Consider the following 13,061-nt stretch of genomic DNA (forward strand, 5'->3'; position numbering starts at 1 on the left):
GTCAAAAAAGGGCCACCTCCCTCGGGAAGTGGCCCTTTTTTATATTATCATACTATAAATACAGGGTACTCAGGCAGTCTGCGCCGCAGCTGAACGAATGGCACGTGCCATAGCCTCAACACCGTTACCCCGGTTTGTTGACAATGCCTGCACAAGCCCCAGGTCACGCAAAAATTTTGGATCTGTCTCCAGAATTTCTTCACGTGAACGGCCTGAATAAACCCTGAGCAACAGGGCCACCAGGCCTGAGACAATAGCAGCATCAGAAAGCCCGGCAAAATACAGCCTGCCAGCTTCTTCTTTCGCTTCAAGCCATACCTGACTCTGACAACCAGGAACACGGTGTGCATCATTACACCATTCCTGTGGAAGAGCAGGCAGCTTGCGCCCCATTTCTATGATGAACTGATAACGCTCCATCCAGTCATCAAACAAAGCCAGCTCATCGCCTATCGCTTCAACAGCCTCAGCTGCTGTAGCCTCGGCAGGCAAAAGAAAAGGAGCATCCATCATAAAATAAACCGGCTAAGGTCACCCTTTTTAGCAAGTGGGGCAACTTTCTCTGTCACCTGAGAGGCAGGTACACTGATCTTCTCACCACTGCGGTCAGGTGCCGAGAAAGAAATCTCCTCAAGCAGTTTCTCAAGCACAGTCGCCAGACGGCGTGCTCCGATATTCTCGACACGCTCGTTAATATCTGCGGCAAGATCTGCCAGAGCGTCAACAGCACCATCTTCAAAAGTCAGGCTGATGCCTTCGGTCTGCATCAGAGCTATATATTGCTTCAGCAAAGAATGCTCAGGCTCTGTCAGAATACGGCGCAGATCTTCACGTGACAGAGGCTGCAACTCAACACGAATAGGCAGACGGCCCTGAAGTTCCGGCAAAAGATCAGACGGGTTGGCCAGGTGGAACGCACCCGAGGCAATAAACAGAATATGATCTGTTTTAACCGGGCCATATTTGGTGGAAACTGTCGTCCCCTCAATCAGTGGCAGCAGGTCACGCTGAACCCCTTCCCGAGAGACATCACCACCTCGCGAACCACCTTCTGACGAGCGGGCACAGACTTTATCAATTTCATCAATAAAAACGATGCCATTGTTCTGTGCGTGACTGACGGCTTCCTGTGTAATCGCTTCATTATCAAGAAGTTTGTCAGCTTCTTCGCGCTCAAGATAAGTTCTGGCAACAGAAATTTTCAGGCGGCGCTGCTGAGGTGAACGGTTCATAAAGCCTTTCATCATCTCGCCAAAATTGATGACATTACCTGGCATAACACCGGGCATTTCACCACCACCTGAAGGAGCGGCCTCAACAACAGAAATCTCGATTTCTTTGTCTTCAAGCTGACCATCACGCAGCATCGTGCGGAACTTGTTCTTTGTCTCTGCCGAAGCGCCCTGCCCGACCAGCGCCTCAACCAGACGATCTTCAGCAATCTGCTCTGCCTTAGCCTTCACTTCATGCCGCTTTAATTCACGAACCATGACGATCGAGGCTTCAACCAGATCTCTGATGATGCTGTCTACATCACGCCCAACATAGCCTACCTCAGTAAACTTGGTGGCTTCTATTTTAAGAAACGGCGCCTGAGCCAGTTTTGCAAGTCTGCGGGCGATCTCTGTCTTACCGCAACCGGTTGGGCCGATCATCAGAATGTTCTTAGGCACAACCTCTTCGCGCATACCTGCACTTAAACGGGAGCGTCTCCAGCGGTTACGCATAGCAATAGCAACTGCACGCTTTGCATCTGCCTGCCCTACGATAAAGCGATCAAGCTCAGAAACAATCTCTCTGGGAGAAAATGTCGGAATTTCCATAACGCTGCCTCCCTTATTCTTTTACCGGACCGGCAGAAAGTGTTTCAACACGCACGGAGTGATTTGTATAAACACAGATATCACCAGCTATTTTCATTGAGCGACGCACTATATCCTCTGCTGTCAGACCATCAACTGTCAGAAGTGCTCTGGCCGCAGACAGGGCATAATTTCCACCCGAGCCAATGGCGATGATACCGTCTTCAGGTTCAAGAACATCACCATTACCCGTCAGGGTATAAGAATGCTCATTGTCAGCCACCGCCATCATTGCTTCAAGCCGGCGCAGATAACGGTCTGTACGCCAGTCCTTTGCAAGCTCAACACAGGCACGTTCAAGCTGACCGGGATAGCGCTCAAGCTTGGCTTCAAGGCGTTCGAGCAGCGTAAAGGCATCAGCTGTAGCGCCGGCAAAACCAGCGAGAATTGTGCCTCCCGGCCCTATACGACGCACCTTGCGGGCGTTACCCTTAATAACAGTTGCACCCAGCGTTACCTGACCATCACCAGCCATGGCAACATCCTGACCACGGCGAACGCACAGAATCGTTGTTCCATGCCAGCCAACCGGATCGTATGAGGAAGAATCTGATTTAAAATTATTCATAATCATAAAAAATAGGGATTCCCTGCCAGAGCACAAGGGGGAAACTACGAGGGAAGTATTGCCTTAACTTCAGCCAGCAGTTCACTCCGCCTGTAAGGCTTATGCAGCACACGGGCATCATCAGGCAGAAGGCCCGGATCGGTATAGCCGGTCACAAAAAGAACCGGCAGACCAGGCTTCATTGCCGTCATTTTCTGTGCGGCTTCATTCCCGTTCATGCCTGGCATCATAACGTCCATAACGACCAGAGCGATCTCTTTATGCTGAGTAGCCAGAGCAAGGCCATCTGCACCATTATCAGCCTCGAGCACGGTGTACCCGACATGCCGGAGAAAACCGGCTGTAACAGCTCTGACACTCTCCTCATCATCAACGACCAGTATGGTCTGGCCATTTTTCTCAGAGGGCGATACCGGAGGAACTGTTCTTTCCCTGTTGTCAGGCACAACAGGAGCAGGAGCCGCTTCAAACTGCTTCAGGTCCTGCGTCATAACGGGCAGCCAGAGCTCTATCGAGGTCCCTCCGCCTGGCACACTGTCGACACGAATTTCACCACTGCAGTAATTGATAAAACCATAAATGACAGACAGGCTCATGCCCTTGCCGTGCCCGGTATCTTTTGTCGTAAAGAACGGATCAAAAATACGGGCCTGCGTTTCCTCGGTCATGCCCACGCCACGATCAACGACCTGAACCACAACCCATGCCTTCTCAGACGGTTGTGCTGACACACGCCCCAGCAAACGTGCTGACGTATAAACTGATACTGTAATACGCTCATCGCCTGGCTGTGCATCATGCGCATTCATACACAGATTAAAAACAGCAAGCTGAAGCTGTAAAATATCCGTCCAGACCGGAGGAAGTGGCTCAGAAGGCAAATTAAACTGTACAGACTTTAAACGCTCTGCCGCCTGCAGACTCTCTGACCCCAGCATATTACGCAGGTCATACGGCAGCGCAGAACCTTCCACAAAATCCTGCATTTCACGCAGCACACTGACAATATCGACTTTACAGCATGAAAAATGCCGCGGACGGCTGAAATCAAGCAGCTTTTGTGTCAGCACACCACCGCGTCGTGCAGCCTGTATGGCATTATCATATAATTTCGTAACCGCTGGCACTTTTGGAGGATCGAGCTCCTGCACCAGTTCGAGTGACCCCATAATTGCAGTTAGTAAGTTATTAAAATCGTGCGCAACACCACCTGCCAGCGTACCGATAGCCTGCATCTTCTGTGCCTGCTGCAGGCGCTGATCAAGGCTGAGAAGATCTGTGACATCTCTGTCAATAAAAACAGAATACTCATCAAGCTCGGGGCCGGCACCAGGAAAGGTTTCACGCGATTTCTGGCCAATTAAAATACGCGTCAGGTCATGCCAGCGTGTTTTACCATCAGCATCATTCAGCCTGATAACCTGCTGATCGCGCCCACCAGCAGCAAGCACACTCTGCGCTTCCCTCAGGCTGACAAGTCGCTCAGGGCTTACGATGTCCTCTTCCCGCTGCCCAAGAACATCTGTCAGAGAACAACCCAGCTGACTTGCCATCTGTTCATTCATACGAACAAACCGGTCCTGCTCATCTTTAAAAGCCAGACCGAAAGGCAGGTTATCAAGCAAAATACGCAGTAACGCCTGCTCGCGCCTGAGCGCTTTCTCCAGCCGGTAACGCTCTACGGCCTGTGCGACCATGGACAATAATGTCTCAGGATCCCATGGTTTATATACAAAAAATGAAATCTGCCCCTTATTCAGAGCAGATTCGACTGCCTGTATATCGGCATAGCCTGTCAGCAAAATTGCCCCGGCTGAAGACAGCCGACGCGCCTGTGTAAGAAACCCGTCTCCCGTCATACCAGGCATACGCTGATCAGAAATAATAACCGCAATATCAGACCGCTGCGAAAGAATACTCAGCCCCTCCTCGCCTGAAGCGGCCGTGAGCACATTATATTTCTCTTCAAACAGATCTGTCAGAGCGACGAGAATTTCAGACTCATCATCAACGATAAGAATAGCTGCCGGGGTAGTCTCCACCGTTTCAGGTCTCATCATAACAGCCCTTCTCCTCAGCGCTCCGATAAGGCACCCGTACAACAAAACAGGCCCCTTTACCCTGCTCTCCGCCAGTCACAGAAATACTCCCGCCATGAGCTTTAATAACCCCATAAGCAGTTGCCAGCCCGAGACCTGTTCCCGATCCTACAGGTTTTGTGGTAAAAAAGGGTTCAAATATTCGTTCTCTCAGATTTTCAGGAACCCCCGGCCCTGTATCAGTAATACGAATAACATAATCCTCCCCCTCCCGACCTTCGGTTGCCTCTTCGAGGGAGGAAAAAATATTTATCTCATCATAATTTTCTATATTATTGATTTCTTTATTATTTATTCTTTTCTCAGCGATAGCATCTGCAGAATTACTTAAAATATTCATAATAACCTGATTCACTAATGCAGCCTGACACACAAGTTCTGCCGGTGCATTCAGATGGCAAAATACTTTTATTTCCTGCCCAAATTTTGGAGCCAGAAGTGTCAGGACTATCTTCAGACTTTCAGGTACATCTACACGTGCAAACTCACCCTCTTCCAGACGTGAAAAACGACGCAGACTGGCAACAAGATCGCGCATTCTCGATAAACCAACCAGAGAAGCAGAGAGGCGCTCTTTACTCTTTGTTAATGCAAGCTCTGCCCCGTCAAAATCTGAGGTTTTTACGGCCTGAAGTGCTGTGGCTATGCCTTTCTGTACTGTACTCTCATGAGCCAGTACAAAGGCCAGGGGGTTATTAAACTCATGTGCGATACCTGCAGCCAGCTCTCCCAGAGACGCCATTTTAGCTGACTGCACAAGCTTGGCCTGCGCTTCAATCAGTTTACGATTGGCTGCTGCAAGATCTGCATTTACGCGGCGTAAAGCATCTGCCAGAGCCATACGCGCCCGCGCACTTTCGACATGAGCTTCCTCACGCCTCATCTCATCCTGCAAAATTTTGCGCCGTACCAGGCTGCCTATACGCGCCATAAGCAGATCTGTTTCGATATCAGCGCCGACAAGATCATCAACTCCGGCAGAAAAAGCCGCGACTACGTTCTCTATCGTCATCCTGTCGGGCGTTACCATGCCCAGCACTCTGGTACACTGTCCGTTAATTTCACGGGCAAAAAGCAAATTACGCGCCATTTCAAGGCCATCAAACTGAGGACTGTCCATATCAATAATCACACAGTCAGGATGCTGCTGGCTTACACTGGTCCCGATATCATCAAAACGAGCCGGGTCATCTATAAGACTCAACAAATAACCATGGCTGGTCAGACTCTCAAAAATTAACGGGCTGGTGCTATCTTGGCTTTCTGCCTTCCCGCCACGCCATGACCAGGCAACACTACCCGGCGTTGTGATAACTGTAACGGCAGGTGGTCTGAACCTGACACCTTCACTGGCTGGCATATCATCTTCATAACGACGCAAAAGCGTACAGATACGAAACACCAGCAATAACGGATCGGTATTCTGGCAAAAACAAACATCTGCACCGTTATTAAGCAGGTCACGCTCAAACTGAGTGTCTTCTCCGCTGGTAAGCACGATAACTGGCACACTTCTTGTCCCGGCTGTCAGGCGCAGTCTCTGGCAAAACTCCACAACGTTCATATCATCAAGCTGCTCAGAAACCAGCAGCAGGTCGGGCATATCCGAACCAAATCTGGCAAACGCAGACCGTCCATCCTCAAACAGGTGAAGATTCATACCGCTTTTAATCAACGCATCCTGAAACGGTTTTTTTCGTGTTTGCCCACTACTGACAAACCATAATGTACCGGAACGGGAATTCATGACCTGCTTAACCTTAAAGGTGGTTTTTTAAGGCAGATTAACCGCCAGAGCTCAATCCGTCATACATGCGCATATCGCCCGTTTTGGCGAATAAAATAAATGTGCTCACAGAAAACCTGTACAGTCAGGCCTGCCGCTGCAAAGCATCAGGAAAATGCAACAGTGTTCTTCATGCGGATTGTTTCGTATACTAACAGGAATTTCTGCTCAACTACCTGAACAGCATACCAGATCCAACTGACATGCCCATGCTGCCTTAAGGAAAGCCCAGACCATGAATTCGCGCTCTGACGATAAACTTTCTCACGCCTCAGCACCTTCCTCTTTCGCTCAAAAGTTTTTCTCTGCAACTTTTGCCATACACGTCTTACGAACAGGCATATGGGCTGTATGTTATTTTATTTTTTACTTTGTGCAGCAGATTGCAGAACTTCTGGCCCCTTTCCTGTTTATTGCCGGCCTGGTATGGAAAATTATCCCCATAGCTGTCAGCTCTCTCAACCATGCAACAGCGTCGCTGGATCAGCAGGCTAAAGATATAATCAGCTCTGCAACATCAGCCATACCTTCACATATCGACATTGCAGGACATGTGCTCACTCCGGATGGCCTCATTCGTGATGGTATTATGCTTATGCTCCTTGCTGCAGCGGGTGCAACACTGGCAACACTGGCAGGAAAATACATGTAAAAATCAACAGGATATCTGAGCTACAAACATAAAAAAACCTGCTGAAAAGCAGGTTTTTCAAAGCGGCCTTAATAAGGCTGATATATTCTTCCCGCCGGTGGCCAGAAGTAAACAATATCATCCCACCAGAACCAGAGCGCACATAACACACAAAACGCAAGGAAAAGGCTGGCGCTCCAGGCGACACGCCAGAAACCACCATTCAGAGACAATGCACGTAAATGTGCAACAAAATCTGACCGTTTTTCTTTGGACGGAAAAAATTTTCCGGAAAACACCCCGCGCAAAAACGCGATAAGCAGCGATACAATACCCTGTATTTTCTGCCCTATACCAGAAACCTCAGGCAGAGTGCCCGTCTGAGCAGACATTGCTGACGCACCATAAGCCTTCTCAGCCGGAGAAACCGGTTGTTTCAGCTCCCCCGTAAACTGATACTCATACTGCTGTACATGAGGTTCTGAAGCATCAGAAGACCACGACGTATCTGCCGGAGCATACGCGACATCCTCTCCTGCTTTCGTCGCATCGGCCGATACAGAAGAGGTATCCTGGTACGGCTCCTGCTCTGCCGGAGATGGCGCCGCTTCTCTTATCCTTATCTCGGCATGGACAGAATGAGGTGTTCTCTCTGTCTCTGCCTCAACAGAAGCAGGCGCCTCAGGAGCCGGGGCTGCTACAACAGAAGCAGCAACCTCAGGAGCCGGGACCACCTCAACAGGAGCAGCAACCTCAGGAGCCGGGGCAACCGCAACAGGAGCAGCAACCTCAGGAGCCGGGGCCGCCTCAACAGAAGCAGCAACCTCAGGAGCCGGGGCCGCCTCAACAGAAGCAGCAACCTCAGGAGCCGGGGCAACCGCAACAGGAGCAGCAACCTCAGGAGCCGGGGCCGCCTCAACAGAAGCAGCTACCTCAGGGGCCGGGGCTGCCACAACAGAAGCAGCTACCTCAGGAGCCGGGGCTGCTACAACAGAAGCCGCAACCTCAGGAGCCGGGGCTGCCGCAACAGGAGCAGCTACCTCAGGAGCCGAGGCCGCCTCAACAGGAGCAGGCGCCTCAGGAGCCGGGGCTGCTACAACAGAAGCAGGCGCCTCAGGAGCCGGAGCCACTTCGGTCGAAGACTGATGAATATGCCAGCGGAAACCACACGCTGAACACCTCAGTGTCTGGCGTTTTACAAGAAGCTCTTCAGGTACCCGATATGCAAGTCCACAGGAAGGGCAGACAATTCTCATCAGCACGCTCTGGAACACCCCATCACAATAACATCAGACCAAAAAATAACCATTCAAACTCCAAAGAGGAGCCCGCAGCGCACCATACCCTGTTTTCATAAAAAGATCATACCCTCTTCCTTTATAAAATAAATAAAGGCTACAAGGTACTATTGTGAATTAATTCTCTTTCCTCAGAAAACCTGCCCGGCATGGCAGAAGATAACCTGAAAAACTGACAAACAACGTCTCAGCCATTGTCTTCTCGGTTTAATACGCCATAACTTAAAATCCGATGGCATAATTTTCTGTCCCTTTAACTTTACGGAGCCTGCTGCTCCCGGGCGTATTTTCTGTTATGCTGACTGCCCATTCATTATGATGAATAGCTATTACGAACGGTGCACATGATCTGTCTGCAGAATGTTTACTGGCAACGAGAACGCAGACGCGGGCACTCTGTTCTGCATAATATTACGTTTACGATCAGACAAGGCGGGTTTCGATGGCTGCTTGGCCCCTCTGGCGCAGGAAAAAGCAGCCTGCTTGCGCTGCTCAACCTCGAGAGCCTGCCTCTGACAGGGCAGATGAATATACTGGGTAAGTCTGTCAGCAACACGACACCACGCTCTGCTCTGGTCCGGCTGCGCCACAGAATCGGCATGGTACATCAGGATTATAACCTCATCCATGACCTCTCTGTTTTTGACAATGTTGCCCTCCCTCTCCGCCTGCAAAAACGTCCCGAAGATGAAATCAGTGAGGAAGTAAAGGCCATTCTCAGCTGGGTCGGACTTGGCGCGCATACAGGCATGCCATCTGCCAGTCTTTCAGGTGGAGAGCAGCAACGCACAGCGCTCGCCCGGGCCATCGTGCATCGCCCTGAAATCATACTGGCTGACGAACCGACAAATGCTCTCGAAGAATCTCAGGCCTACAGACTTCTTGACCTGTTTGATGAGCTGAATACCATGGGTACGACTGTCATTATCGCCACGCATAATGAAGCTCTGGTCAGACGTATGCCACGCCCTTCCCTTTACCTGGAAAATGGTCATCTGACCTGTGAAGGCGGAGAATAATGCTCTCTTTTCTTCTGCCCGGCCGTCATGATGGTCTTTCCCTTTCAAAAGCTTTACCAGACCGGACATTATTCTTCCTGGTAACTATGATCAGCTTTCTCGCCGCTCTGACCCTCACTGGCGCAAATGGAGCACGGAGCCTCTCGGAGCGCTGGCAAAATGGTGCGGCTCAGCTGCTGACCATTCAGGTTCCCGAGCCAGATCAGTCCGTAAATAATAAACTCTCCACTTCACGTGCGGATACTGTTGTCGCAGCTTTATCAAAAGCTTTACCTGGCAGCATTGTTCACCGGCTGACACAGGCCGAGCTCAACCACCTGCTGACCCCATGGCTGGGAGACATCAAAGATAATGCCCTGCCCCTGCCCGGCGTCATTGAAGTGAGGCTTCCCGATGGCAGCAGCCCTCCGGACGACCTGAGTAAAACTCTGAACGATCTCGTTGCGGGAACCTCGGTCGAACGCAACACAGAATGGAGTGAAAGACTTAAAATACTGGCCGAGAACCTGCTAACATGCGCCACTCTGGCTCTTGTCGCCGTTACAGGGGTTGCCACCATGATTATCGCCCTGACAACACGAACCGGGCTTTCAAGCCGGCGTAACATTATCCGGATCTTACATAGCCTCGGGGCAACAGATAATTATATTGCAGGCCGTTTTGCGAGCAGAACCGGCCTGCTCGCACTTGCTGGCGGTATTTCCGGCACGCTGCTCTCCCTTATACCTCTCACCATTCTTTTTCGTATGGCAGCACCTTTCACGGCACCTTCTGCCACAATCACCGACCTGCCCGAGTGGTATGAGCTCACGGCAATGTTTCCTTCAGACCTGCTGACTGCACTCGCGGCGCTACCATTCGTTGCTGCGCTTATTGGCTGGTTCACAACACAGACCATTGTTCGCCTCTGGCTGCTGCGTATGCCATGACGCAGGCTTATGGTAACCAGCACTCTCGCCGGACGTCACTTCTGAAAAGATTTTTTTTGCTCCTCGCCTTACCTCTCCTCGGTCTGATTATTCTGTTTGGCTGGTTTTTTGTTACGGCGTTAACTCCGCCTCCGCAGGCATATCTCCTGCCACATACCGACGGTATTGTTGCCCTGACAGGGGGGCAGAAACGCATAGAGACCTCTCTGAAGCTACTATTACAGAATCGGGGAGATAAACTTCTGATCTCAGGGGTAAGCTATCAGACTGCGGATAAAGACCTTCTGCCTCCCCTGCCTGACACAATAAAAACACGTATCACTCTGGGTTATCAGGCACGTTCAACTATTGGTAATGCCACAGAAACAGCTACATGGGTCGCTGACAACCATATTCACAGCCTGATTATCGTAACAGCCGGGTACCATATGCGGCGCGCCATGCTTGAACTGGAGCGCACTTTACCCGGTGTGACTCTTTATGCTTATCCGGTTACACCTCCGGCACTCACGCACCCCCTTACACTGACGACATTGCGCCTGCTTCTGACCGAATATTTCAAATGGATTGGTGCTCTGGCCGGTATAACGCAGAACCCCTCAAAAACAGTCATGACAGCACTGAGACACTAGCAGCCTGACAGAAAACAGATTTGGTGATTTCAATGGGTTGTTCTTCACTTTATTTTATGAAGAGAAGAAAAAGTGATAGTGCCCTGGACTGAAATCACCCGTAGTCAGTATCGTCTTGCTGACCTGAAATATACAAAGTGAGCTTTGCCTGACCCGGACGATGCAGATGGCTCAGCAAAGATGTCTAAGAGACACCACAGACATGCGCAATTTTTATAACTTTATTTACCTGTCATCCTGGAAAAAATTACTAATAGAAATTTTAGTATCTGTCTGGCAATTTTCAATATTCATTTTTTCTTTTTAGTTAATTTCGAAAAATATAGCATATCTTCTTCAATTTGCCTTTTTTCTTCTTCAGTCTGAGGCTTTGGAATATAACCACCACTCAATGCTATATCATACATAGTATCGACCTGCTCATTATACTGCTGTGCAATACACGCTTTATCATCTTTACATTTATTTCGTTCAATAAGCCATTTTTTTTGAAAATTTATAATATCATTTACCTGCGATGCACTTAATTGAAAATGATCAACCTCATTATCCGCTTCAGGAGTTCCTCTGATTGCTTTTTGCAGTGCCTCCAGCATCGAGCGGTCCCATCCACCCAAAACATTACTGTCGCATATCGCTTTTTCAGTTTCTGTATTATTTTGACTGCATTTAAACGATGGTAAAATTTTTTCCCCTGGTTTTATTTTTCTTAAAATAAGTAAAACGCCATCGCCTTTCCATGTCAGAAGGAGTTTTTTATTCGGTAATATGACCTGTCTGGCACCATAAGCCCATTTCTCCTCAGGATCATCACAATTGTAACTTAATGAGGAAACAAGAGTTTTTTTGCTGTAAGGCACATTAAAATCTGCGGGATCACGAACCGGAAAATTATCGCTTGAATGAAACATATGAGCCGGGAATGTCGTGGCAAGCCATTTACCTAACGTGATGTTTTTAGAATTCTTTTTTCTGCAAACACCTGTCGCCGTATCACTTGTAAGCTGTGAAACGTTGATAAAAAAAACTCTGTTTTTTAACCTTGGATCGTCCTGCATATATATATGCTGTGTATTATAGAGCGTTGGATCGATACTCACACTTTCAACAAAATATTCAGCGCTGGTATCCTCCTGCGCATAAGCGCAGAGAGGAAATAATAACGGGTATACTGCAAAAAAGACTTTCTTCATTCAGATATCTTTAATTTCTGGCTTTAAAACGTGTAAAAGACATTTCTCAAAAGCCCGCGCTATGCGCGCAATATTATCAGCTTTATCACAGCCGTTAACTATCTGCCTTGCTGCGATATAGTTTGTGTAAGATCCACAAAAATAATGTATTAACATATGGCCATTGGCAAAAATTGTCCCGTTTCTCATCCCTTCAGACATAATTTCATATGATATTTCACGGGTTAATACCAAATCAGGTGATGTCAGAAGATCAAAATTATTTTTCAGTCTAAGGCTGGCCTCAGCATAACTGCGCCACCATGTGAGTTGTACATAGCCACGCCCATAATAAATATTTTCCACACCATCAAAGTCTTTATAAGATACTTTATTTCCTGCAAAAATTTTTAAACGATTAAATGGTGATTTAGCAGCCTTTGATTTCTCCATTATATATTTTGGTATAATATAGAGTTTATTTGTATGTGATTCCATCACTGCAGCATCACCATTTGGTCGCTCAGCAACCTTTACAGGATATGCATACACCTTCTTTCCCCCTTTACCACTTTCTTGTATCGGAAAAAATGTCTGAGTTGTTGTGTAATTACCTTTTCGCGGTGCCGGACGAGTAATATTTGTTGTAACTACAGACGCGCTCTCCCAGTAAGTTGTAGCCAGCATATAAGCCATCCAGCGAATATCATACACATCCGGATCGTTAAAAATACGTGTCAGAACATCACGAAGATTAGGAATACAGTAAGAAAAAGAAAGGGGAGCATCATATTTAGCATGAAGATCTTTTTTGTCATGGTCGCGGTCAACGCCATTTAAAAACTGATAAATAATCCTCTCTATATCAGGGAAAGGTCCCCTATAGTAATATTTCATACTATCGTTACCATCAGGATAATTTTTAATATCATCTAAAAAATTTTCTGACATATTTAATATAGCATTTATTTTATAAATTACATTAATATATAATAAAAAAATATTACTCACACAAGTAGTTGAAATTTAATTTTATATTATAAAACAATATTTTTCCAAAATACT

The 13,061-nt window shown here is 48.1% G+C and carries 12 protein-coding genes; 4 read left to right on the forward strand and 8 right to left on the reverse strand.

Going from position 1 to position 13,061, the window contains the following annotated elements; genetic code table 11:
• Window positions 1-69: 69 nt before the first annotated feature.
• Genes GOB58_RS05185 through GOB58_RS05205 form a run of 5 tightly spaced genes read right to left on the reverse strand, consistent with a single transcriptional unit; the run spans window position 70 to window position 6,276 of the window.
• The gene (locus GOB58_RS05185) at window positions 70-510 is read right to left on the reverse strand and encodes a SufE family protein (RefSeq protein ID WP_173559694.1); all 441 of its coding nucleotides are present in this window, start codon (window positions 508-510) and stop codon (window positions 70-72) included.
• Window positions 510-1,823, reverse strand: coding sequence for an ATP-dependent protease ATPase subunit HslU (gene hslU / locus GOB58_RS05190; protein WP_173559541.1), 1,314 nt, complete (start codon window positions 1,821-1,823; stop codon window positions 510-512). Before hslU ends, GOB58_RS05185 begins: the two co-directional genes overlap by 1 nt.
• A gap of 13 nt (window positions 1,824-1,836) precedes the next feature.
• On the reverse strand, window positions 1,837-2,430 hold the full coding sequence (hslV, locus tag GOB58_RS05195; protein ID WP_086555448.1) for an ATP-dependent protease subunit HslV: 594 nt from the start codon (window positions 2,428-2,430) through the stop codon (window positions 1,837-1,839).
• A 44-nt stretch (window positions 2,431-2,474) separates the two neighbouring features.
• Entirely contained in the window at window positions 2,475-4,490 is a 2,016-nt protein-coding gene (locus tag GOB58_RS05200; RefSeq protein ID WP_242005234.1) for a response regulator, read from the reverse strand.
• Complete coding sequence (locus GOB58_RS05205) at window positions 4,477-6,276, reverse strand: ATP-binding protein (RefSeq protein ID WP_086555446.1); 1,800 nt, start codon at window positions 6,274-6,276, stop codon at window positions 4,477-4,479. The genes GOB58_RS05200 and GOB58_RS05205 overlap by 14 nt, the downstream gene beginning before the upstream one ends.
• A 274-nt stretch (window positions 6,277-6,550) precedes the next feature.
• Between GOB58_RS05205 and GOB58_RS05210 the strand changes: the two genes are divergently transcribed.
• Window positions 6,551-6,967 carry a hypothetical protein gene (locus GOB58_RS05210; protein WP_086636067.1) on the forward strand — a complete coding sequence of 139 codons (417 nt, stop codon included), beginning with the start codon at window positions 6,551-6,553 and terminating at the stop codon, window positions 6,965-6,967.
• A 68-nt stretch (window positions 6,968-7,035) separates the two neighbouring features.
• On the opposite strand, the gene GOB58_RS05215 is transcribed toward GOB58_RS05210, so the two are convergent.
• Entirely contained in the window at window positions 7,036-8,202 is a 1,167-nt protein-coding gene (locus GOB58_RS05215) for a zinc-ribbon domain-containing protein (RefSeq protein WP_173559543.1), read from the reverse strand.
• Window positions 8,203-8,588: 386 nt separating this feature from the next.
• On the opposite strand from GOB58_RS05215, the gene GOB58_RS05220 reads away from it, so the two are divergent.
• The 3 genes from GOB58_RS05220 to GOB58_RS05230 are packed head-to-tail and all read left to right on the forward strand — an operon-like array spanning window position 8,589 to window position 10,824.
• Window positions 8,589-9,263: a cell division ATP-binding protein FtsE gene (locus GOB58_RS05220; RefSeq protein ID WP_173559544.1), complete on the forward strand. Its 675-nt coding sequence runs from the start codon at window positions 8,589-8,591 to the stop codon at window positions 9,261-9,263.
• Window positions 9,263-10,192 (forward strand): cell division protein FtsX, encoded by a 930-nt coding sequence (locus tag GOB58_RS05225; protein WP_194299644.1) that lies wholly within the window; start codon window positions 9,263-9,265, stop codon window positions 10,190-10,192. Before GOB58_RS05220 ends, GOB58_RS05225 begins: the two co-directional genes overlap by 1 nt.
• A complete protein-coding gene (locus tag GOB58_RS05230) occupies window positions 10,189-10,824 on the forward strand; it encodes a YdcF family protein (RefSeq protein ID WP_086554330.1) in 636 nt (211 codons plus the stop codon). The genes GOB58_RS05225 and GOB58_RS05230 overlap by 4 nt, the downstream gene beginning before the upstream one ends.
• Window positions 10,825-11,114: 290 nt before the next feature.
• Here the strand turns inward: GOB58_RS05230 and GOB58_RS05235 are convergent, their stop codons facing one another.
• Together GOB58_RS05235 and GOB58_RS05240 are read right to left on the reverse strand one after the other, a co-directional pair.
• Complete coding sequence (locus tag GOB58_RS05235) at window positions 11,115-12,017, reverse strand: lysozyme inhibitor LprI family protein (RefSeq protein ID WP_173559545.1); 903 nt, start codon at window positions 12,015-12,017, stop codon at window positions 11,115-11,117.
• A complete protein-coding gene (locus GOB58_RS05240; protein WP_173559546.1) occupies window positions 12,018-13,007 on the reverse strand; it encodes a hypothetical protein in 990 nt (329 codons plus the stop codon).
• Window positions 13,008-13,061 lie beyond the last annotated feature (54 nt).

This window comes from Acetobacter thailandicus (genome assembly GCF_011516655.1).
Lineage (GTDB): Bacteria > Pseudomonadota > Alphaproteobacteria > Acetobacterales > Acetobacteraceae > Acetobacter > Acetobacter thailandicus.